The sequence below is a fragment of the Photobacterium sp. DNB23_23_1 genome (genome assembly GCF_052873815.1).
In genome coordinates this window covers 16,728-38,571 of record NZ_JBNNXT010000026.1, presented here as the reverse complement: position 1 = coordinate 38,571, position 21,844 = coordinate 16,728, and the positions used below count along the sequence as shown (strand labels likewise).

Genomic DNA, 21,844 nt, shown 5'->3' with positions numbered 1-21,844 from the left:
ATCGTTCCGGTTTCACCTCTCTCTATGCCTCCATGCCATTGCGCACCGAGTCATAGCGTTACCCCGAGCCATATCCTTCGATAGAGCTATTTTGCCAAACATATCTGCCAGACTGGAACCATCAATTTATGTACAAACGTTTCGAAAAGCTCACTCAGGCCTTTCCGCCTCATGAGCCTAAGCAACCACCAACGGGGTTGCTCGCCTTCTGCCGCCACTATACCCGAGGTTTTGAACTGCCACTGCTTGCCATGTCGGTGCTCAGTGCACTGATTGCCATCGTTGAAGTCTCCTTGTTTGGCTTTATGGGACAACTGGTAGATTGGCTAACCGTACATAATCCAGACACGTTCTGGGCCGAGGAAGGTGGCAAGTTATTGGGCATGGGTCTGCTGGTCGTCATTATCGTCCCTATCCTTATTACTCTGCACTCTCTGATTGTCCATCAAACCTTGCTAGGCAACTATCCCATGTCGATTCGATGGTTGGCACACCGCTACCTGCTTCGCCAAAGTGTGTCCTTCTACCAAGATGAGTTTGCGGGACGGATTGCCACCAAGGTAATGCAAACCTCGCTAGCAGTTCGCGAAACGGTGATGAAACTACTTGATGTGCTGGTGTATATCACTGTCTACTTCACCTCAATGGTGGTGATGATTGGTCAGTCCGATGCCAGGTTGATGATCCCTATGTTGCTTTGGCTACTCGCGTATATCGCCATTCAACTTTACTTTGTGCCGAAGCTCAAAGCGGTTGCCACTGAACAGGCGGATGCCCGATCAATGATGACCGGACGCATTGTCGACAGCTATACCAACATTTCCACCGTTAAGCTGTTTTCCCACACAAACCGTGAAACCGAATATGCCGAGCAAGGCATGAGCGGCTTCATGGATACCGTGTACCGCCAGATGCGCTTTGTCACCGGCTTTAATATTTCTGTCGAAGCCATCAACTACCTGCTGGTCTTCATCATTGCCGGTATGTCTATCTGGCTATGGTCGAGCGCGGCAATTTCCATCGGTGCGATTGCCATCGCGGTCAGCTTGGCATTGCGCATTAACGGTATGTCCAAATGGATCATGTGGGAAGTCGGCAGCTTGTTTGAAAACCTCGGTACTGTGGTTGATGGCATGAAAACCCTATCCAAACCGGTCGACATCCAAGATAAGCCAAACGCACCAGACTTGAACGTTTCCAAAGGCGAGATTGAATTTAGCGATGTCAGCTTCCACTACGGTGAAGGGAAAGGGGTAATTGAAAAGCTTAACCTCAACATTAAGCCGGGTGAGAAAATCGGCTTGATAGGCCGCTCTGGTGCCGGTAAATCAACCTTGGTCAACCTGTTGATGCGTTTCCATGATGTGGAATCGGGTGCTATCAAAATTGACGGCCAGACGATTTCTGATGTGACCCAAGATTCACTGCGTGGTCAAATCGGCATGGTGACTCAAGATACTTCGCTACTGCATCGTTCTATCCGTGAGAATATCCTTTACGGTCGTCCGGATGCGACGGAAGAAGAGTTACTCAGTGCAACCAAACAGGCTCATGCTCACGAGTTTATCAAAACCCTGAGCGATCCTCATGGCAATGTCGGTTACGACGCGCAAGTGGGTGAACGTGGAGTGAAACTCTCCGGAGGCCAGCGCCAACGCGTTGCGATCTCAAGGGTATTACTGAAAGATGCCCCGGTATTGATCCTCGATGAAGCGACCTCAGCACTCGACTCGGAAGTTGAAGCAGCCATTCAGGAAAGTCTATATGAGTTGATGGAAGGTAAAACGGTTATCGCGATTGCCCACCGCCTATCCACTATCGCTGCTATGGATCGCCTGATTGTTCTAGATAAAGGTGAAGTTGTCGAACAAGGTACCCATCAGGAGCTACTGGATCACCAGGGTATCTATGCCCAGCTGTGGGAGCACCAGACAGGTGGATTTATCGCCGATGAGGTTGAGTTGAAGCAAGCATAATTATCAACTTCTCGTAACAAAAAGCCTGCCTCTGTTAACAGCGAGGCAGGCCCGCTGCATCCACCTAACACCACCTTAACATTTTGATATAAATCAATTAACTATCAATTACCAAGATAGATAGGTCGGCTCTATCACAACTATCGATACAACCATCTGTAAACATTTCTCATTCTCGCTATATTCATACTGAGTTTTTCAAACAAATCGACTGCCGCAGTGATTACTGGCAGAGAAGGAGTTCACGATGAGTAATGGTCAAGAAAATTCAGCAGGTAAATGCCCTGTCATGCATGGTGGGAATACAACCCTTGGCGGGAAAGCAACGAAGAACGTAGATTGGTGGCCAAACCAATTGAACCTCAAAATACTGCATCAGAATGACAAGAAATCAAACCCTTTAGGTGATGACTTTAACTATGCAGAAGCCTTTGAAGCGCTGAACCTAAAAGCAGTGAAAGCAGATCTTGAAGCACTCATGACCGAGTCTCAAGATTGGTGGCCGGCAGACTATGGTCATTACGGTCCATTTATGATCCGTATGGCATGGCACGCAGCAGGTACATACCGTACTTCAGATGGTCGCGGTGGCGCAAACACAGGTAACCAGCGCTTTGCTCCACTGAATAGCTGGCCAGATAATGGCAACCTAGACAAAGCTCGTCGCCTACTTTGGCCGGTAAAACAGAAATACGGCAATAACCTATCTTGGGCTGACCTATTCATCCTTGCTGGTAACGTTGCAATTGAATCTATGGGGCTGAAGACCTTTGGTTTTGCAGGTGGCCGCGCTGATATCTGGGAACCAGAAGAAGACATCTACTGGGGTGCTGAAAGCGAATGGCTTGGTGATGAGCGTTACTCTGGTGAGCGAGACTTAGAAAAACCATTAGCCGCGGTGCAAATGGGCTTGATCTATGTAAACCCAGAAGGTCCAAATGGTGATCCTAGCGTACTGGCTTCAGGCCGCGATATCCGCGATACCTTTGCCCGCATGGGTATGAACGATGAAGAAACCGTTGCACTCGTTGCTGGTGGTCACACGTTTGGTAAGACGCACGGCGCAGGTTCTGAAGCAGACATGGGACCAGAGCCAGAAGCGGCACCACTGGAAGAAATGGGCTTTGGCTGGAAGAACAGCTTTGGCACTGGTAAAGGTGATGATACGACGACCTCTGGTATTGAAGGCGCTTGGACACCAAACCCTATCGTTTGGGATAACGGTTACTTCGATATGCTGTTTGGCTACGACTGGGATCTTGTGAAAAGTCCAGCGGGCGCTTGGCAGTGGGAACCGGTTGGCGTCGATGAAGACCATATGGCCCCGAAAGCACATGATGCATCTCAGAAAGTGAAAACCATCATGACTACCGCTGACATGGCAATGCGTATGGACCCAATCTACGGTCCAATTTCAAAACGCTTCCATGAAAACCCAGATCAATTTGCCGATGCGTTTGCGCGTGCTTGGTTTAAATTGACGCACCGCGACATGGGTCCGAAGAGCCGCTATATCGGTGAAGAGTCACCATCAGAAGAACTGATTTGGCAAGACCCACTGCCACAGGCAAGCTTTGCTGCTCTTTCAAGTGGTGATGTTGCTGAGCTAAAACAGGCGGTTCTAGACTCAGAACTCAGCGTATCTGAACTGGTCTTTACAGCTTGGTCTAGTGCTTCAACTTACCGTGGTTCAGACTACCGTGGCGGGGCAAACGGTGCGCGCATTCGTTTACTACCACAAAGAAACTGGGAAGCAAACCAACCAGAGCAACTAGATAAAGTACTGACTGTTTTAGAAGGTATTCAAGCTAACTTTAATACGGGTGAGCGTGGCGTATCCATCGCAGACCTCATTGTACTTGCAGGTAACGTCGCTATTGAGAAAGCAGCGAAAGACGGTGGTTTTGATGTAGACGTACCATTCTCTGCAGGCCGTGTTGACGCAACAGCCGAGCAAACGGATGAAGAGTCGTTTGCGGTATTGGAACCTGAAGCGGACGGTTTCCGTAACTTTGCTAAGAAACTGTTCTCTGTTCCAGCCGAAGAGATGCTGCTTGATAAAGCACAACTGCTTGGCCTAACCGCTCCAGAAATGACAGTACTCATTGGTGGTCTACGCGTACTAGGCGCAAACCACAACAATACAGCACATGGCGTATTAACCGATAAAGTTGGCGTGCTAAGCAACGACTTCTTCATCAACCTTGTGGACATGGCGACAGAGTGGAAACCAGTGTGCCCTAACAACAGCGCTTACCTAGGAACAGACCGAGCGACTGGCGAGAAGAAATGGACAGCGACCCGTGTGGATTTGGTGTTTGGCTCGAACTCTCAACTTCGCGCTATTGCTGAAGTCTATGCCCAGGATGATGCCAAAGAGAAGTTTGTAAGTGACTTCATCGCCGCGTGGACCAAGGTAATGAATGCAGACCGCTTTGACCTAAAATAAGCGCTCTAACTTACTAAGTGACAATTAACCCTCGGGCCCAGTATCGTTCCCACTAGCACCCGCTAGGTCGATGCTGGGCCTGTTTCGTTGAGGTTTTGGTATAGCTGCGACCTTCTCCAATCTCGAAAAGCCGAAGGATATGCAGGTGAGAGTATGAAGGGAGGTAACACAGAATTGGGCAGAACTGAGTTACACATTTTCCTAAATTAGTATTTCATGGATTATCTAAGGTATTGAAAATAAATCTAACCTAGTGGCCAAGTTCACTATGCCACTACACACTTTGACGGTAATATGTTGACATCATCTCATTAGGTATATCACCAGGTTGAGAAGTGCGTGAGCGTGTCATTGGTGCCATTGCAATACGGTTTTCAACAGCGAAATTATCAGATTTAAACGAGTCAAATAACATATTTATGTCTCCCGCTATTTTGTGTAGGTTGGGTAGTCAGTAAGGCCTTTATCAGCGCCGCCAAATAGCGTGTTCGGATCATGCTCTGCTAATGGGTAGCCATTTTTGATACGCTCAGGTAGATCTGGATTTGACACAAATGGACGCCCAAAACCGATCATATCCGCCAGCCCATCATTTATCGCTTGTTCGGCTTTTTCCCCGTTGTAGCGGCCTGCATAGATAAGGACACCTTTATAAGCTTCACGAAGAGCCAGCTTAAATGACACAGGGGTATCTGGTGCATCATCCCAGTCGACTTCAGCAATATGCAGGTAAACGATATTGTGTTTATTTAGTAGCGCAGCAGCGGCAGTGTATGTCTTGATTGGATTAGCATCTACTGTACCGTTAAGTGTTGTTAGCGGAGCCAGACGAACACCAACTCGATCTGCACCAATCGCATCAGCCATTGCAGCAACAGCCTCATCAAGAAAACGGAGACGATTTTCTAAGCAGCCACCGTACTCATCACTGCGAGCATTCGCTTCTGAATCAATAAATTGGTTAATCAGATAACCGTTAGCGGCATGCAGTTCAATGCCGTCAAAGCCTGCCTCAATGGCATTCAATGCGGCTTGACGATAATCTTCAATCACTTGCTGAATATCGGCTTTTGTCATCGCTCTGGGTTCAACCACATCAACAAAACCAGGCTCATCACTGCCATTATCGACAAATACTTTTACATTTTCTGCTTTTAACGCTGATGAAGAAATGGGTTGTTCGCCACCGATATTATCTGGATGAGTCACTCTACCTACATGCCATAACTGCGCAAAAATCGCGCCTTCTTTGGCATGCACAGCGTCTGTCACTTTACGCCAACCAGCTATCTGCTCTGGTGTGTAAATACCTGGGGTCCACGCATAGCCTTTTGCAGTCGCTGAAATTTGCGTGCCTTCAGACACGATAAGCCCTGCACCGGCACGCTGAGCGTAATAGGTTGCCATCATTTCATTAGCGACATCACCAGACTTACTGGCTCTTGAACGAGTCATGGGTGGCATAACAATACGGTTTTTGAGTGTGAGTCCACCCAGTGTGAATGGTTGAAATAGTGATAGTGACATAGTTGAGCCCTCTTCATTTGATAGGGGCATACTAGCAAATGAATTACTAATCATTTATAGCAATAAAGGCAAATGATATTTGTTATATTTGCAATAATCACCTTATTTTGAGGTATCTACAGGGTTAACTTCGGCTTAATAAAATCAATAAAAGCGGATATCCGCCTGGCCACAGAAGAAGTCTTATAATACACCGCGTTCACTTGCTCTCTTCTTGGGAGGCTGTTTTTTTCGCTCTCCAACAACGGAATTAAACGTCCTTCGGCAATATCTTTATTCACCATAAACCCTGATAGACATGCAATGCCATTTCCAGCCAAAACAATTTGTCGAATGGTTTCACCATTACTTGATGACATTAAAGCGTCCAACTGAGTAAAGCCTTTTAAAGGCCAGTCATTCAAAATTTTAGGGGCGACAAATCCAATGATGTTATGCTGAGCGAGATCGCTGGTTTTATGGGGAAGCCCTCGTTTTGAGATATATTCTGGTGAAGCCACAATGTACAAGGGGCTTCGACCCAGCGACCTAGCATGTAACGTTGAATCGCTTAACGTACCAATGCGGATTGCTAAATCGGTTTTCTTTTCTAGCAAATCCACAATTCCTTCATTGGAGGTTATTTCCAGCTCAATATCGGGATAGGCTTGATTAAATGACTGCACCAATGGCACCAATTGGTGAAATACAAACGGACTAGCCGCGTCCACACGCAAACGGCCTTTGGGCAATTCCCCACGGGAAATAATATCTTCTTCCGCCTGTTGTAATTGCATTAAGCCCACCCGCACTGACTCAATGAACTGACGTCCTTCATCGGTTAATTCAATACGCCTCGTGGTTCGGTTTAAAATAGTGACCCCAAGTTGGCTCTCCACCTTACTTACAGCTCTTGATACTCGAGCGACTTGTATGTCTAAGCTCTCTGCAGCCGCTGAAAAACCACCAGTATCCACTACGGCAAGTAAAATGCCTAAATCATCAGATTTTGTTCGCATGCTATTCCCCTCTATTTTATCCACTCGCCCATCAGGTTTATTGCATTTATAACAAATATCATTTGTAAAAACCTCTATTTTTCGCAAAGCATCTTTAATGCAAAATGCCCCCATCAATTAACAACGAGACTGCATAGCGACAAATACATCATCTATTGCTTGTCATTTTCAAACAACAGAGAGTAAATATTATGCCTTTAGCACTTCTCGCATTGACGCTCAGCGCCTTTGCTATCGGAACAACGGAGTTCGTGATCGTGGGGCTACTCCCGACCATGGCCTCCGACTTAAATGTATCACTACCTTCAGCAGGATTGCTGGTTAGCCTGTATGCACTTGGTGTTGCCATTGGTGCCCCCGTTTTAACGGCTTTAACAGGAAAGTGGAATCGTAAACACGTATTGATTACCGTAATGTCACTGTTTGTTGTCGGTAACTTAATCGCATGGCAAGCACCTGGATATAACACCCTGATTATCGCGCGTATTTTGACAGGTTTAGCTCATGGTGTATTTTTCTCAATTGGTTCAACCATTGCTACAGGTCTTGTACCCAAAGAAAAAGCCGCAAGCGCCATTGCGATTATGTTCACTGGATTAACCGTGGCGTTGGTAACAGGCGTGCCGCTTGGGACTTACATAGGTCAAACCTTCGGCTGGCAATCAACCTTCTTAATTGTTGCTCTATTAGGCTTAATCGCATTAATTGGTAGTGCTTTATTAGTACCAAATAACTTAAAGCAACCTGCCGCAGCTAAGCTTTCATCGCAGCTTAAGGTATTAACTCAACCTAGATTATTACTGGTATATGGGATTACCGCGCTGGGTTATGGAGGCACTTTTGCAGCATTCACTTTCCTTGCTCCGATTTTACAGCAAGAAACTGGCTTTAGTGCTAATGCAATTAGTTTGATTATGTTGGTTTATGGTGTATCCGTTGCTTTTGGTAATATTTGGGGCGGTAAAATGGCCGATAAAATGGGCCCAATAAAAGCACTTACCATTATTTTTACCGGCCTTGCTGCTGTTCTTATTGTGTTCAATTTTACAGCCGTAAACCCTATCGCAGCGGTAGCCACTATTTTAGTTTGGGGGGCATTTGCATTCGGTAATGTTCCTGGTTTACAAGTATATGTAGTGAAACTAGCTGAAAAGTATACTCCAGATGCAGTGGATGTTGCTTCCGGTTTGAACATCGCAGCATTTAACATTGGTATTGCACTTGGTTCATGGGGCGGTGGAGTGATTGTCTCTAAAGCTGGATTAATGCATACACCTTGGGTCGGTGCGGTAGTTGTACTGATAGCGCTTGCTCTGACCCGCTTTAGTGGTCGCCTTGATAAACGTGTAGAAAGCTAATGGTATAAGAAAGTGTATTGATGAAATAAACACGTTTTTTTTCTTAAGAGCTGACCAATGCAGTCGCATTGACCAGCTCTTCGCAACTTATATTGATTGGTATTAGACAACATTGAAAAATGACAAGAGGAACGCAATGAAAACCGTTTTTATTACTGGAGCAAATCGTGGCTTAGGGCTCGAGCTGACAAAGCAATATGCAGAGCGTCACTACAACGTCATAGCCTGTTGTCGCGATATTGATTCAGCCCATGAGTTGACCCTATTAGCACAAAGTTATTCAACCATTCGTCCCTATATTTTAGATGTCAGTCATGAAACGGATATTCTCGCTTTAACTGAGGAGTTTAAAGATCTACCTATTGATGTACTTATTCATAATGCAGGGGTAAGTGGCGAAGGATGTGACAACTTAGGCAATATGGATCAGCAAGGATGGGGAGATGTGTTAAAGGTTAATACCATCGCACCCATGTTAATTACACAGGCCTTGCTCAATAATATCCTAACAGGCCAAGATAAAACTATTATCGGGATGACCTCAATACTGGCTAGTATTGATGATAACCGCTCTGGTGGCCGATATAGCTATCGAGCATCAAAAGCTGCACTTAATCAGATTATTAAATCATTGGCCTGTGAGTTATCGGGATCTGGTGTAAAAACCATGGCGATTCACCCGGGCTGGGTTCAAACCGATATGGGTGGAAAAGACGGCAAATTGACAGTTCAAGATAGTGTCAAGGGAATGCTCAATGTCATTGATAATTTAAAAGCCAAACACTCAGGTGCATTTTTTGTTTACGATGGCACTCAACTGCCATGGTAAATCGGGTATTTACGTCATTTACAAGTTCTGAGGTTACAAAATGTTATGCGTTTTTATGATTTTAACGCTCTTCATTATTGCTTTGTTCGGGTGGTATATGCCAAAAGTCTCCTGTGATATTTCCCAAATTGACTGGTCGTTGGAAGACGATGAATACCTATGATTTGGTATTGTCTACATTAAAGCTTCTAATACCAAGTTATGCTTCTTGGGGAGCTTTCCTCATTCAAGCCCGATGAAGGGCTAACATCTTAGGGGTTCTAAGTATTTCAGTATCAGTCACTATATAACCAAAAATAAGTCTAAGCACATTAGAAAAGCGGCTCTTCTCCGCTTAGTTGAGTCGCTATAGATAGAGGTATTGCAATCAATCTATTGATTTACAATGCTTCTTTGTTCTGAATATCAGTGATATACCTTGTCATCTTTATCTTCCTCGCTTTTTAGTTTCAAAGGCCAATGTGTCGAGTCTTTTTCTGTCGTAGAGGACTATCAATCCGTGCTCGTGCAGTGTCGTCGAGATAGACGATTCAAGGTTACAGAGCCTATAGCTGGAGCTTCTTGTACTGTTGACCATTACGTCCGAAGACGTCTGCAGGATCTTCCTGTTAGTGGTCGACCTTGCATAATTGAAGTTGAGCTTGCTCAAACGAGAAATAAAGACGGAAGAAGGCTGATTGAGACGACAGAATATGTGGCTAAAGGTGGTCGGTATACTTCTCGCTTTTGCAAATTCATAAGCGGACTGTGTCGGCACATGAGCATTCATGCTGTCTCTCAGCACCTAGGAATCCGTTGGGAGACTGTGAAGAATATCGATAGAGAATACTTACGCTCAAGCTTGCCAGCATTAGACCCAGAACAGTTAACCAACCTAAACTATATTGGTGTTGATGAGGTTGCTAGAGCTAAGCGGCATGATTATATGACGGTGGTCTACGATCTGGACTCAGGTCATTTAATTTGGGTTGAGCACGGACGAAGAGCAGAAGTGCTGATTTCATTTTTCGAGCAGTTACCGGTGATGACACGGGAAGGGATCAAAGCAGTATCAATGGATATGGGGCAGGCCTATCAATCGGCAGTTAGGAAGATGTTACCCAATGCCGATATTGTTTTTGACCGATTCCATGTGATGCAGAATTACTGCATTTTGATTAAGAAAGAGAGAGCCAAAGCTTTTAGGAACGGCTCTCATGAGGAAAAGAAGATGCTCAAGGGTACCCTCTTTCTCCTACTGAAAAACGCCGTCAAACTGGACAATAGACAGTCGGACAGGCTCGATGATCTACTCGAGAGCAATAAGAGTCTATGCATCATCTATATGATGAAAGAACAGCTACAAGCAATATGGGACGAGCCTAGTTATCAGACTATGGTAGCAGCGCTTGAAGCATGGTGCCGCCTTGCTAGCTAAATCCACTCGAATCCTCTCTCTGAGCAATTTCGCCGATGCATTGTTAGAAAGACAAGTTGGTATCTGTAACTACGCAAAATACAAACTGACCAACGCCCGAGCAGAGGCTGGAAATGTCTCCATTGGTCTGCTGAGGCGAAGAGCTCGAGGTGTGAGGGACACGGACTACTTCAAATTAAAGATCAGGCAAACATCGGTCCCAGATACCCATTCTACTTTTTACTCAAATATCAAGCTCATGTAAGCGGAGAAGAACCGAAAAGCTATGGCAAACCTGCGGACAAGATCGTATGCGCCCCATGATCCCACGGGTCGAGTATTAATGAGTGAAGTTCCAAACTAACCCTTTCATGATGATAGTGAGCCGATAAGCTCAGCGACATAAGCAGCGGGAGTTCCCTGGGGAATACTCAATTCAATATCATTGACGCTGGGTGTCATGTTGGATGCAATAGGTTTGGCGACTTGATAATGAGTTGTCTGTTCAACCACTTCGGCACGGACAAACCCACTTTGCTTATTATTACTGTGGCACTCCAGCAGTCGCCGTTTTGCAAAGAATGTTGAGGGGCGTTGTTGAACAAATCGATTGAACTTTATGAAGTATCGGTGATCTGAACCCATAAGCACTTATTTGGGAATAACACCATGAGCAAGCCGCATCGAAAAATCACGAACTGGAAGCTGTACAATCAAGCGCTGGTAAATCGTGGTTCACTTACCTTTTGGCTTGATGATGCAGCTATCGACACCTGGTACAACGCAGCGCAATGATGACCTACGCACTGTCTGACATCGTAATCTTTGGTGTCCTTTTTGCCCACATCAGAAGAAAAAAAGAACAAGTCTGCAAAGCTTGAGGAGCAAGAGGCTTGATTAACTAGATAGGTTAATAAGAAATGAAAAAGCAAAGACGTTTGGGCTCTGCTGTTTTGTGAGTTCTCGTGATGAGCTAAATCATATCAACCAACAACTGAACCTACCACCCCCAACTGGTGCTACCAATTCACTTTATTTTGCCAAAGAAGAGCAAGGCATAAAGCAAACCATTGACAAATATTATTGGAACCCCTTATTTAGTGACACAGGTCGCAATAAGCACATTTTCACCCTCAAATGTATATGTGACAGAGCTCTTAGCTTGAGCCAAATCATAATCAAAATTGATGACAATGAGCACATTGGTGCCTTTTTGGCTAGAAACCAAACAGCCATTCACCTACCATGGTAGCACCACAAAGAGTGGTACTACCAAGATAGGAATTAGCTATGCAATTAAGAAAACTTGCTGTCGCGATAGCCGCTTTGATTCTTGCACCTTTATCACACGCTACAAGTCTTAATCTCGCGCACATGAACTCAGAAACCCACGCAGTTCATCTTGGTGCGCAGCAATTGCAACAAGCAGTAAACTCTCGCTCAGAGGGTCGGGTGACGATAAACCTGTTTCCATCTGGCCAGCTAGGCTCTAACGCTCAAGTAGCAGAGCTCATTACTATGGGAAGCCCAATAGTAGGCCACTTCGGTACTCCAAACGTTGGTGACTTTTTACCTGACTATCACGTCACTACCTATCCATTCCTATTTCAAGACTTTGATGAAGCAATGGTTTTTATGGGAAGTGACTTAGTCAAATCAATGGAGGAACAAGTTGAAAAAGAAAACAACCTAAAGGTAATGTGCTATTTCGCTTTTGGTGTACGTGATGTCTACTCTCGCAACACCCCAATTCGTTCTCCAAAAGATATGCGTAACATGAAGATTCGCGAGCAACCTGTGACGTTATACGTGGAACTGGCGAGACAGTCGTTCACTGCTGTACCAACACCAATGCCTTGGACAGACGTATACAATGCGCTTTCTTACGGTATTATTGACGCCGCCGAAGCACCACCTTCAGCGATGCTTGATCAAAAGCACTACGAGCATATCAAGTACTACTCAACTACCAACCATATTCACGACATATCTACGTTCTCAATGCCCGCAACCGTTTACTCATCTCTTTCAAAGGCAGATCAGAAAATCCTGGATGAAGAGTTTGAAAAGACCTGCAGCTGGATAACCGATAGCGTAAAAAACAGCTATGCCGCCGAACTAGATGAATTAAGACAAGCTGGGGTAGAAATCATTACAGATGTAGATAGAGCCGCTTTCGAGAAGAACTCTCAAGAGATCTACAAAGCATTCCCTGAATGGCGTGAAGGTCTCTATAAAGAAGCACAACAAATAGTCGCAGAAATTAGAGGTTAGCTTTCACTAAAAATGGGAGGGTGGATAACCCTCCTTCTAGGAGGTCTTATGAAATTTTTACGGCTATCCAAACAACTCGTCAGTGCCGTCCTCGCTTCCCTAACCATAGTAATGACCTTGTTAGTTTTTATCGCTGTGGTTTATCGCTATGGCTTCAACAAGCCTTTGCTCTTCTCATTTGAGGTAACGACAGCACTTTTTGTTTGGATTGTATTCCTCGGTATGGCGCATACATACCTCAAAGGCGGACACTTGGGGCTGGATGTAATCGACAACTACCTATCACCGAAACAACTTTCGCTCGTCAAAACACTACGCTCTCTTATCGTGGCTGGCATCAGCTCGTATATCAGCTGGATTTCGTGGCCTGTTGCATTGGGGACTCGCTTACAGCTGAACTCGGTGGGTATATCAGCCAAATATCTCTATCTTGCAGTCCCAATTGGCTTTGGACTGCTAGCCTTCGTGATTGTTGTGCGGCTCCTTTACCAACTAGTAAAAGGTAAGAAGTCAGCTTCACTCACCAAACAAAGTGGAGAAAACCTATGACACTGGCTTTACCTGCAATCTTTTTCTCGATGCTATTTCTCGGCGTACCTATAGCCTTCATTATTTTCGCACTTTCCGTCTATTGCGTAGTCAATAATCCGGCTTTAATGGACTTTGTACTGGCACAGCGCATTATTCTGGGTGCTCAATCCTTTCCATTGCTGGCGGTCCCACTGTTCATTCTAGTGGGAGAGCTAATGAACCTTTCTGGAATATCAAGTAAAGTAATGGCGTTTTGCGCCATTCTTACCCGAAAAATGACGGGTGGACTGGCACAAACCAATATTCTTCTTTCTTGCCTTCTTGCTGGGATGTCGGGCTCATCCAATGCTGATGCCGCTATGCAAGCCAAGTTCCTCGTCCCTCAAATGGTTAAACGAGGCTATCCACTGGAATTTGCAACTGCCCTGACGGCGGCTTCAGCACTGATTTCGCCTATGATTCCCCCAGGTATATGTCTGATCCTGTTTGGGTTTGCGGCCAATGTTTCAATAGGCCAAATGTTTATAGCAGCGATCATCCCAGGAATCTTGTTGGCTATCGGCCTGATGGTAACCACTCACTTCTACGTTAAAATCAAAAAGTTCAAACTCGTAGGATGTGAGCAGGAAGTAAGCCAGGGATTAACAAGTACGTTTGTAGCGGCTCTGCCCGCTATTGTGTTGCCTGCCTTTATCGTAATCGGCATTCGGTTTGGCGTGTTCACTCCCACCGAAGCCGCCTCAGTGGCAGTCGTATATTGCCTATTCCTTTGCTGGCGTTACGGTACCCTTGAAGCTAAGCCCCTATACAAGATCCTTCAGAACACAGCCTTCGCAACTTCAGCAATTATATTGGTTCTAGTTGCTTCGTCCGCCTTCAGTTGGGTTGTGACGTTCGAGCAAATCCCTCAACAGATAAGCCACTTCCTGATTGGTCTAAACGCAGGCCCTACCTTAACCTTGGCACTGCTTGCACTTCTGCTGTTAGTACTGGGGATGTTCATTGAGGGTACAGCCTTGGTATTGATTCTCGGCCCAATGTTTATACCGGTAATGCAAGCTATGGGGGTTGACCTCATCCACTATGGCATCGTCTTTGTGTTCATGACTCATTTAGGCGGTGTCAGCCCGCCAGTGGGTGTTGTGATGTTCACGGCCTGTTCGGTCACAGGTGTCAGAATTGACAAATGTATTAGAGCGATCATGCCCTACATATTGACGGTTATGTGCGTAGGTGTACTGCTCATCATATTCCCTCAACTTTCCACTCTATTTACTAACTAGGAGTCCACTGAATGAAAATGAAATGGACAAACGATGACGAGCTGTTTGCACTGGCAAAAGAGCATTTGTTTGTGGCTCTTGTTGGCGATGTTCTCGATTCACTAGGTTATACACACCAGTTTCTTTCCCCCAACCTTAAGCCAATACGATCTGACATGGTGATTATTGGCCGTGCCATGACGGTTCTAGAAGCTGACTTTTTGGGCGTTCACCCTGGCCAATCATCAATCAGTGAAATGCCGTTCGGCCGCATGTTTGAAGCGCTCGATGATCTTAAATCAAATGAAGTCTATATCTGCTCAGGCAGTTCTCACCGATATGCCCTTTGGGGCGGGTTAATGTCTACCCGAGCTATCCAGTGTGGTGCGGCAGGAACCGTTGTACATGGGTTCCACCGCGACACCAATGAAATTGAACGCCTTAACTTTCCTATTGCTTCGTTTGGGAGTTACGCCCAAGACCAAGGCGTACGTGGCAAGGTGATTGATTGGCGTGTGCCTATTGAAGTCGACGGCATCCTCGTTAGGGATGGCGACATAGTTTTCGGAGATAGAGACGGAATCCTGATCATACCTAAAGAGATTGAGGTTGACGCTTTCAAAGGCGCCTTTGAGAAGGCAAATAAAGAGAATCAGGTGCTACTCGCCCTGCAGCAAGGCATGACAACCGTCGAAGCATACGAAAAGTTTGGGGTGATGTGATCGCAAACTTTCAACTACTTATCACAGCAAAATAATCAAATACTCAGAGGAACAGACTATGGTCGTAAAAACCCCAAGAGAAGAACACTCAAAACTCGAAAAATACAATACTGAAGACTGGCTTTATGAAGACTTTGAAATAGGTAAGAAAGTAAAATCTATTAGCCGCACCATCTCCGAAGGTGAGGCTATGCTATTCAACTCTTTGGTACTAGACATGCACCCTTACGTTGGCGACCAAGGTTTTGCTGAAAATGAGGGCATGTTTGGTAAGCGACTGGTTGCTGGTGCTCAGGTGTTTGCCTATGGCCTTGGCTTAATGGCAAACAATAACGTGAATACCTTTAGTTACGGCTACGACAAGCTAAGATTTATTCGCCCAGTGTTTATCGGTGACACCATCTACACGGTTCGCACACACAAAGAGAAAAAGCCGAAGAATGATTTGATGGGAATCATCACTGTGAGCTACGAGATCTTCAAAAACGATGGTGAATTAGTACTATACGCTGAGCACTTACAAACCGTGAAGTATCGAGACCCAATCGGTGTAAAAGAGAGTAAATCTATCGATGAATTAGCGGTAAGTTAAACACAATGAAGGCACTGAATATCAGGCTCTGCTTTAGTTTTCAGCTAAGCAGAGCCTTTTTCGTTATTACGACAGGCACTTTTTAAAACGTACTGCATATCGATAAGATAAAGACGACTTATCCATTGGTGCTTCCATCGACTTAAGCCATCCATTCTCTAGTCAAACCTCTCATGCCACCAGAAGTGGCTTGGTCTACAAACAATGTATTAACTAATTCTAGGCTTCTCAATTTCACCCCACAAAAAAACGAGCTAGATAGCTCGCTTGTTCTTAGAGGGCGCTACAGCTAAGCCACGAATTGAACCTTCATTGATTTGCTACGGTCTTTTGCAATATCAAATGCTTTACTGGCCTCTTCAAACTTAAACTGACCAGAAAGCATAGGGGTTAGATCAATGCGCCCTAAGGAGATAAGCGCTAGCGCTCTATCAAACTCACCGTTGAACTGAAATGCGCCTTTTAGAGTCAGCTCTTTTAGCATGATCAGGTTGGCTGGAAGGTTAGGCTCTTTTTCAGCCAGGACGGATAGCTGGACTACAGTGCCCTGCTTTTTAACACCTGTCAAACAAGATACGTATGCAGAGGTTGCCCCGCTGGCCTCAATAGCTATATCAAACTCTCCGTTCTCTTTAATAAAGTCCTCAACTGACGTATGACGGATATTAATCACCTTATCCGCCCCCATCTGAGAAGCTATAGCTAAAGACTCATCGGTTAGGTCGGAAACTACCACTTCAGCAGCACCACTGACCTTTGCCATCGTCGCCGCCAAAGTGCCAATAGGGCCTGCACCTGTCACTAATACTCGACGACCGATAAGGTCACCTGCTCGCTCTACACCGTGTAAGGCGCACGCTGCAGGCTCAACAAAGGCAATTTTATCCAGTTCAGCACTCTGAGGTAGCTTTCTGCAACAGCGCGCCTCGACCTCAAAGTACTCTCGAAAGAAGCCATCGATGTGTGGAATGGTTGTGGCTGAACCAGGGAAACGCTTGTTAGTACAGGTGTTGCTGTTTCCACTTCGACAGTTTTCACACTCCCCACAGTTCATCACTGGGGTTATAGCGACTTTCTCACCAACTTTTAAACCATTAACGTCTGATCCTAACTCAACAATAGTGCCCGAGGCTTCATGTCCAAGAACCAGAGGATTTTGTAATAAGAAGCCCGCATTGGCAAAATCTTGATAATAGTGGAGGTCGGTACCGCATATGCCCGCCGAACCTAATCGCACTCGCACTTCTTTTGAATCAAGACTTCTTGGCTTACGTTGTTCTACTCTAGTGGTTTTAGCATCGGTTAGAACCAAAGCTTTATATGTATCTACCATAACTTCCTCCTAAAATCCGACGCTGTAACCACCATCGATCGGTAGCAATTGACCATTTACATAAGACGCACTTTCTGAGCATAGATACACAGTAGCGGCAGCAATATCCTCGCCCAAACCCAGACGTGGCATTGGAATACGACCTTCAATTTTTGCTGCACGAGCCGGATCGCCGGCCAGTACTTTACGGGTCATTTCAGTGTCAATAAATCCAGGACAAACCGCATTACAACGTACATTAAACGCACCACAATCCACCGCAATACTTCGCGTTAAACCCACCACAGCCGTCTTAGTGGTTACATAACCTGCAGCGCTTGGCAACGCCATCAAACCGCCCATTGAGGAGACGTTTACGATAGCGCCACGCTCTCTTTGCTTCATCTTGCGAATCACCTCACGTGACATAACAAACAAACCAGTCACGTTGATATCATTGATGTTTTGCCACTCTTCCGTAGACACATCCCAAATAGGTTTCTTGAGATGCACGCCAGCGTTGTTCACCAGATATTCGATATCACCAACTTCCTGCTCGATGCGCTCGACTAGGCTTGCAGTAGTGTCGAAATCTTTAATATTGTGCTTATATGTATGAACATCTTCGGAGTTCAACTCCACACGTGCACTTTCCAATGCGTTCGGATCAATATCAGTGATCACTACGGTCGCATTCGCATTCAGAAACGCCTGCGCTTGCGCCAGTCCAAGGCCTCGAGCGCCACCAGTAACAATAACAACCCGCTTTTCGAAATTGTATATCTGTTTCATGTATCTTCCTTACTAGTCATATTTTCTTTCTTTTTCGCCTAGAAGGCTCTTCTGGTACGCCTCCTCAAGCCCTTGAATAACTTCTTCAACGCTGTGTTTGCCCTCTAAAAACTCATTGACTAAATCACCACCGACATCCGCTAAGTACAAAAATCCGTTATATCTCGGACGTAGCCAGCTATTCTCGATGGTAGTTAGTGTGTCTTTAAAGAACTGATTCGAAGCCTTGTTTACGCTTTCATCCAGCCATGCGGCTTTGTGTGCCGGCTGTCCGTCTCGCTCAAAATAGATACTTTTTTGTAGGTCTTCACTCGCAAGTGAAAATGCAAACTCTTTAGCCAGCTCTGGGTGAGCACATTTGGAAGAAATAGCGATCCCTGTACCGCCTATAATGGAGCCGCCGATTTCCTTGTCTGCGAAGGTTGGCATATCAGCAAAACAGATAGTGTTGGTGCGGTAGCCTTTTCTTGCATAGTTGGTATAACCAAACAGGAGTGGGCAGTAAGCGTATTGATCACTGGTAGACATGATCTCTAAAACATCAATTGGATTGTGAACCAGATTCTCTTCTGGCAGATATGGCGCGAACATTGCCATCAGTTCAAGCGCTTGTTTCGCCACCTCCTTGTCAACGAACTCATGCTCTGTTGTTGCCACCGGTTTACCTAGATTGGCACACAGAGTAAAAAAACTATCGACAGCATCTACCGGCTTGAGTGGCCACAGTACTTTGCCTTGTTTTGCTAACTCGAAGACTTCATCCCAGTTTGACGGTGGTGTTTCCAATAAATCAGGCCTGTAGCAAGCCACCTGACAAGCGGCATCAACCGCAAGAGCCCAGTTTTTACCATTCAACTCATAGCTTTTATGAGATGGTCCTACACTGCTAGCATTTAATTCCGCCAACGCATCCACATATTTCTCATCATTGAGTGCAATGATCGAGCCTTGCTGAGAAGCTTCACCAATGTGTGGATGGTCGATGATCATGAAATCATACTCTTCAGCAATCACATCCAAGGGTCTGTCGGCAAAGGCTTGCAATGAGCGCTTATCCCACTCAATCGTTACCTCTGGATATCGAGTATTAAACGCTTCTGACGCTGCAATAAGTGGGTTATATCCTCGATCATGATCCCACGTCATTCCCCTTAACTTAATCATTGCGTTTCTCCACCAGCAACAGATGTTCTGTAGCCATCACGCACTTACCTTGTTGATTAAGCACCTCCAGCTTTTCTGAAACAATGCCATAGTTCTCTTTTCTTGGATGGGGACGCTTCTCACTAATCGTGACGTGCACCTTAATGGTATCACCGATATAAACAGGGTTAGGAAAACGAAGCTTTTCATAGCCATAGGTCATGGCTCGATTGTTGATAAGACCTGCGGTCATACCCACAGCAACAGAAAAGGTCAAAGTGCCGTGTGCGATACGTTTTTCAAATGGTTGAGTCTTACACCATTCTGCATCCATATGGTGGGGATAGAAATCACCCGTCTGACCTGCATGAAGAACGATATCTGACTCAGTAATAGTTCTACCTATAGTCTCTCGAGCTTCACCAAGCTCAAAATCATCAAAATATTTGTCTATGAACATGTTGAATTTCCTATAAATAAATGTGTGTGCTCCCCTATTTCAGGTGCGCCAACAGGAGAAATAAATCGTTCACCATCAATGGTGACAGGACAGCGAGTGGTATGAAGAATCTGTTGTTGCTTATTGAATACGCCCTGCTCAAAATTGAGAGATTTGTAATGGTCGGACTCTCTGAGTTCATGCCAATCGAGCACTGGGCACGCTGGAATGCTATTAGACTTCAATACCTCAAGCAGTGGTCGCTTAGGTTGTTGTGAGATGTATTTTCCAAGGCTTAGAGCCTTATGAGCATCCAAGGCAAGTGCATTTGACACAGTCCTGCAGTCGACAGAGCCAATCGCTAAATATCCATCGAGAGTTTGATAGATACCTTGAGCATCTTTGCTATCTTCGCCAGAGGTCACCCCATGGTTTATATGTTCAAACAAAGCAACTGATTGCAATGAAATGAGTGATTCAACCAGACTAACCTCTGTTAAACCTCCCTCTCCGGTTAGTCCTCGACGAACCAATAGAGACAGAATTCCTTGAGCTAACTCATAGGCTGCGGTTAGATCGGCAATAGCTAGGCCCATAGGCTGAGGAGCTTGACCATCACCGTTTGACCAAACTAAACCGGATAGGCTCTGCGCCAAAAGATCCTGACCAGGTTTGTCTTTCCAAGTCTTTGAATCAGGGCTATAGCCAGAGACCGAACCGTAAACAAGCTTAGGGTTAACCTCTCGCAAGGTTGCCCAATCTATGCCGAGTTTCTTTGCTACACCGGGTCTGAAGTTTTGAATCACCACATCAGCTCCTGCGACCAACTGCAATGCATCCTGATAACCAGACTTCGACTTTAGATCGATGGCGACGGATTTCTTGTTACGATTAATGGCATGAAAAATAGTGCTCTCATCACCTACTTTCTGCTTAGCCACATAAAGCTGACGGCAGATATCCCCCACGCCAGGCCTTTCCACTTTAATAACCTCAGCACCTAGGTCTGCTAGGCGAAGGCTACAAGCTGGCCCTGCCAAAAACTGGCTAAAGTCAACAACTTTGATACCTTGCAATGGTCGCATAATCAGAACCTTATAACTGGTATTCGTCTTGAATGCGCGCGGTATCTTCACCCAGTCTCGGTGCCGCTTTTTCGCTGTAGAGTCGAGAGCCATCAATAGAGATAGGACAGCGAGTGGTATTTACTTCAGAGCCACTTGGATGTTGCACGGTTTGAATCATCTCTAAGCAAGTGAAACCCTCATGTTTCAGCAAACGCTCCCAAGTCATTACATCCGCGCACCAATAATCTGCTGGCTCTAATTTATCCAACCAAACTTGAGTCGAACCACTCGCTAGATGTGAAACCAGGATGCTTTTGATTTCATCTCGTTTATCGAACCAGTCATCTTCGTTGTTATATTCAGTTAGAGGGTGACATTGAAGGAGATCACCAAGCTCAACCACTGAGCCCATGGCTAATGCAAGGAAACCATCTTTAGTTTTGTAGATCCCATATGGCGCGCCTAAATAAGCGTGCGCGTTATTGATGCTGCTTCTTTGCGGCAGTTTGCCACCATCATTCAAGTGAGTAGTAAGCACTTCAAATTGAAAGTCTAAAGTTGACTCGAGCAAGCTTACTTCTGCATGACCACCTTTGCTGGTAACACCACGGCGTACTAAGCATGCGAGTATCCCTTGAACTAAGTGTGCACCTGTAATCATGTCAGCGATAGCTAGGCCAAATGGCATAGGAGCATCTGTCGCATTACCATTGAGATGAACCAGTCCACTCATCGATTGCACCAATAGATCTTGGCCAGGCTTATCCACCCACGGCCCTTGAGTTCCATAACCAGAGACTGAGCCATAAACAATCCGAGGATTAAGCTCTTTGACTGACTGATAGTCCAAACCTAAACGTTCAATGATTCCAGGACGAAAGTTTTGGATCATTACATCGGCTTGCTTAATCAGACTGATTACCTGTTGTTTGTCAGCTTCATTCTTAAGATCTGCGGTATAACTCTCCTTGTTTCGATTTATGGTTTGAAATACCACGCTCTCCTTATCAATTTTCAGATTAGAGATGGTGAGCTTTCGGCACAGATCTCCCACATTTGGTCGCTCTATCTTGATTACTCGTGCGCCTAAGTCAGCAAGACGAAGCGCTGCAGAGGGACCAGCCAAAAACTGACTAAAGTCCAACACTAACATTCCTTTCAGGGGCAAATTCATCTT

Annotated in this window: 18 protein-coding genes and 3 pseudogenes; 11 read left to right on the top strand and 10 right to left on the bottom strand. The window is 45.5% G+C overall.

Annotated features, from left to right (window positions below):
* The first annotated feature begins 128 nt into the window (after positions 1–128).
* Both ACVA53_RS16065 and katG read left to right on the top strand, forming a co-directional pair.
* Positions 129–1,976, top strand: a complete 1,848-nt coding sequence (locus ACVA53_RS16065) for an ABC transporter ATP-binding protein (RefSeq protein WP_446505638.1) — start codon at positions 129–131, stop codon at positions 1,974–1,976.
* Positions 1,977–2,223: 247 nt separating this feature from the next.
* The gene (gene katG / locus ACVA53_RS16060; RefSeq protein ID WP_446505637.1) at positions 2,224–4,425 is read left to right on the top strand and encodes a catalase/peroxidase HPI; all 2,202 of its coding nucleotides are present in this window, start codon (positions 2,224–2,226) and stop codon (positions 4,423–4,425) included.
* 283 nt (positions 4,426–4,708) lie between these two features.
* Here katG and ACVA53_RS16055 read toward each other — a convergent pair.
* The 3 genes and pseudogenes from ACVA53_RS16055 to ACVA53_RS16045 form a co-directional block, all read right to left on the bottom strand.
* Positions 4,709–4,840 (bottom strand): annotated as a pseudogene (locus ACVA53_RS16055) (oxidoreductase); the annotation flags it as partial.
* Positions 4,841–4,854: 14 nt separating this feature from the next.
* Positions 4,855–5,952 (bottom strand): alkene reductase, encoded by a 1,098-nt coding sequence (locus ACVA53_RS16050; protein WP_446505636.1) that lies wholly within the window; start codon positions 5,950–5,952, stop codon positions 4,855–4,857.
* Between the two features lie 116 nt (positions 5,953–6,068).
* Positions 6,069–6,950, bottom strand: a complete 882-nt coding sequence (locus ACVA53_RS16045; RefSeq protein ID WP_446505635.1) for a LysR substrate-binding domain-containing protein — start codon at positions 6,948–6,950, stop codon at positions 6,069–6,071.
* A 191-nt stretch (positions 6,951–7,141) separates the two neighbouring features.
* Here ACVA53_RS16045 and ACVA53_RS16040 point away from each other — a divergent pair, with 191 nt between their 5' ends.
* From ACVA53_RS16040 to ACVA53_RS16030, 3 genes and pseudogenes are all read left to right on the top strand, one after another.
* Complete coding sequence (locus ACVA53_RS16040) at positions 7,142–8,308, top strand: MFS transporter (protein ID WP_446505634.1); 1,167 nt, start codon at positions 7,142–7,144, stop codon at positions 8,306–8,308.
* 136 nt (positions 8,309–8,444) lie between these two features.
* On the top strand, positions 8,445–9,137 hold the full coding sequence (locus ACVA53_RS16035) for an SDR family oxidoreductase (protein WP_446505633.1): 693 nt from the start codon (positions 8,445–8,447) through the stop codon (positions 9,135–9,137).
* A gap of 418 nt (positions 9,138–9,555) precedes the next feature.
* Positions 9,556–10,798, top strand: a pseudogene (locus ACVA53_RS16030) (ISL3 family transposase).
* A gap of 104 nt (positions 10,799–10,902) precedes the next feature.
* Here the strand turns inward: ACVA53_RS16030 and ACVA53_RS16025 are convergent.
* Positions 10,903–11,178, bottom strand: a complete 276-nt coding sequence (locus tag ACVA53_RS16025) for an IS66 family insertion sequence element accessory protein TnpA (RefSeq protein ID WP_446505632.1) — start codon at positions 11,176–11,178, stop codon at positions 10,903–10,905.
* 24 nt (positions 11,179–11,202) lie between these two features.
* On the opposite strand from ACVA53_RS16025, the pseudogene ACVA53_RS16020 reads away from it, so the two are divergent.
* From ACVA53_RS16020 to ACVA53_RS15995, 6 genes and pseudogenes are all read left to right on the top strand, one after another.
* Positions 11,203–11,313: pseudogene (locus tag ACVA53_RS16020) on the top strand (IS5/IS1182 family transposase); the annotation flags it as partial.
* 510 nt (positions 11,314–11,823) lie between these two features.
* Positions 11,824–12,807 (top strand): TRAP transporter substrate-binding protein, encoded by a 984-nt coding sequence (locus tag ACVA53_RS16015; RefSeq protein WP_446505631.1) that lies wholly within the window; start codon positions 11,824–11,826, stop codon positions 12,805–12,807.
* Positions 12,808–12,855: 48 nt separating this feature from the next.
* Positions 12,856–13,356: a TRAP transporter small permease gene (locus ACVA53_RS16010; RefSeq protein WP_446505630.1), complete on the top strand. Its 501-nt coding sequence runs from the start codon at positions 12,856–12,858 to the stop codon at positions 13,354–13,356.
* Positions 13,353–14,621, top strand: a complete 1,269-nt coding sequence (locus ACVA53_RS16005; RefSeq protein WP_446505629.1) for a TRAP transporter large permease — start codon at positions 13,353–13,355, stop codon at positions 14,619–14,621. The genes ACVA53_RS16010 and ACVA53_RS16005 overlap by 4 nt, the downstream gene beginning before the upstream one ends.
* Positions 14,622–14,632: 11 nt before the next feature.
* Entirely contained in the window at positions 14,633–15,322 is a 690-nt protein-coding gene (locus ACVA53_RS16000; RefSeq protein WP_446505628.1) for an RraA family protein, read from the top strand.
* 58 nt (positions 15,323–15,380) lie between these two features.
* Positions 15,381–15,914, top strand: a complete 534-nt coding sequence (locus ACVA53_RS15995) for a MaoC family dehydratase (RefSeq protein WP_446505627.1) — start codon at positions 15,381–15,383, stop codon at positions 15,912–15,914.
* Between the two features lie 289 nt (positions 15,915–16,203).
* Here the strand turns inward: ACVA53_RS15995 and ACVA53_RS15990 are convergent, their stop codons facing one another.
* From ACVA53_RS15990 to ACVA53_RS15965, 6 genes are read right to left on the bottom strand one after another with little or no spacing between them, the layout of a single operon-like run.
* Positions 16,204–17,247 carry an L-idonate 5-dehydrogenase gene (locus ACVA53_RS15990; RefSeq protein ID WP_446505626.1) on the bottom strand — a complete coding sequence of 348 codons (1,044 nt, stop codon included), beginning with the start codon at positions 17,245–17,247 and terminating at the stop codon, positions 16,204–16,206.
* 9 nt (positions 17,248–17,256) lie between these two features.
* Positions 17,257–18,018: an SDR family NAD(P)-dependent oxidoreductase gene (locus ACVA53_RS15985; protein WP_446505625.1), complete on the bottom strand. Its 762-nt coding sequence runs from the start codon at positions 18,016–18,018 to the stop codon at positions 17,257–17,259.
* 12 nt (positions 18,019–18,030) lie between these two features.
* The gene (locus ACVA53_RS15980; RefSeq protein WP_446505624.1) at positions 18,031–19,182 is read right to left on the bottom strand and encodes an extracellular solute-binding protein; all 1,152 of its coding nucleotides are present in this window, start codon (positions 19,180–19,182) and stop codon (positions 18,031–18,033) included.
* Positions 19,175–19,621: a MaoC family dehydratase gene (locus ACVA53_RS15975; protein WP_446505623.1), complete on the bottom strand. Its 447-nt coding sequence runs from the start codon at positions 19,619–19,621 to the stop codon at positions 19,175–19,177. The genes ACVA53_RS15980 and ACVA53_RS15975 overlap by 8 nt, the downstream gene beginning before the upstream one ends.
* The gene (locus ACVA53_RS15970) at positions 19,612–20,685 is read right to left on the bottom strand and encodes a CaiB/BaiF CoA transferase family protein (RefSeq protein ID WP_446505622.1); all 1,074 of its coding nucleotides are present in this window, start codon (positions 20,683–20,685) and stop codon (positions 19,612–19,614) included. Before ACVA53_RS15970 ends, ACVA53_RS15975 begins: the two co-directional genes overlap by 10 nt.
* 10 nt (positions 20,686–20,695) lie before the next feature.
* Positions 20,696–21,841 (bottom strand): CaiB/BaiF CoA transferase family protein, encoded by a 1,146-nt coding sequence (locus ACVA53_RS15965; RefSeq protein WP_446505621.1) that lies wholly within the window; start codon positions 21,839–21,841, stop codon positions 20,696–20,698.
* Between the last annotated feature and the right edge of the window lie 3 nt (positions 21,842–21,844).

What these genes read in the sequence shown, in the direction of transcription:
- katG (WP_446505637.1), top strand. Translation starts at nt 2,224, where the DNA reads ATGAGTAATGGTCAAGAAAATTCAGCAGGTAAATGCCCTGTCATGCAT.
- ACVA53_RS16035 (WP_446505633.1), top strand. Translation starts at nt 8,445, where the DNA reads ATGAAAACCGTTTTTATTACTGGAGCAAATCGTGGCTTAGGGCTCGAG.
- ACVA53_RS16025 (WP_446505632.1), bottom strand. Translation starts at nt 11,178, where the DNA reads ATGGGTTCAGATCACCGATACTTCATAAAGTTCAATCGATTTGTTCAA.
- ACVA53_RS15985 (WP_446505625.1), bottom strand. Translation starts at nt 18,018, where the DNA reads ATGAAACAGATATACAATTTCGAAAAGCGGGTTGTTATTGTTACTGGT.
- ACVA53_RS16010 (WP_446505630.1), top strand. Translation starts at nt 12,856, where the DNA reads ATGAAATTTTTACGGCTATCCAAACAACTCGTCAGTGCCGTCCTCGCT.
- ACVA53_RS15975 (WP_446505623.1), bottom strand. Translation starts at nt 19,621, where the DNA reads ATGTTCATAGACAAATATTTTGATGATTTTGAGCTTGGTGAAGCTCGA.
- ACVA53_RS16000 (WP_446505628.1), top strand. Translation starts at nt 14,633, where the DNA reads ATGAAAATGAAATGGACAAACGATGACGAGCTGTTTGCACTGGCAAAA.
- ACVA53_RS15990 (WP_446505626.1), bottom strand. Translation starts at nt 17,247, where the DNA reads ATGGTAGATACATATAAAGCTTTGGTTCTAACCGATGCTAAAACCACT.
- ACVA53_RS16005 (WP_446505629.1), top strand. Translation starts at nt 13,353, where the DNA reads ATGACACTGGCTTTACCTGCAATCTTTTTCTCGATGCTATTTCTCGGC.
- ACVA53_RS15980 (WP_446505624.1), bottom strand. Translation starts at nt 19,182, where the DNA reads ATGATTAAGTTAAGGGGAATGACGTGGGATCATGATCGAGGATATAAC.
- ACVA53_RS15970 (WP_446505622.1), bottom strand. Translation starts at nt 20,685, where the DNA reads ATGCGACCATTGCAAGGTATCAAAGTTGTTGACTTTAGCCAGTTTTTG.
- ACVA53_RS16045 (WP_446505635.1), bottom strand. Translation starts at nt 6,950, where the DNA reads ATGCGAACAAAATCTGATGATTTAGGCATTTTACTTGCCGTAGTGGAT.
- ACVA53_RS16040 (WP_446505634.1), top strand. Translation starts at nt 7,142, where the DNA reads ATGCCTTTAGCACTTCTCGCATTGACGCTCAGCGCCTTTGCTATCGGA.
- ACVA53_RS16050 (WP_446505636.1), bottom strand. Translation starts at nt 5,952, where the DNA reads ATGTCACTATCACTATTTCAACCATTCACACTGGGTGGACTCACACTC.
- ACVA53_RS16065 (WP_446505638.1), top strand. Translation starts at nt 129, where the DNA reads ATGTACAAACGTTTCGAAAAGCTCACTCAGGCCTTTCCGCCTCATGAG.
- ACVA53_RS15995 (WP_446505627.1), top strand. Translation starts at nt 15,381, where the DNA reads ATGGTCGTAAAAACCCCAAGAGAAGAACACTCAAAACTCGAAAAATAC.
- ACVA53_RS15965 (WP_446505621.1), bottom strand. Translation starts at nt 21,841, where the DNA reads ATGAATTTGCCCCTGAAAGGAATGTTAGTGTTGGACTTTAGTCAGTTT.
- ACVA53_RS16015 (WP_446505631.1), top strand. Translation starts at nt 11,824, where the DNA reads ATGCAATTAAGAAAACTTGCTGTCGCGATAGCCGCTTTGATTCTTGCA.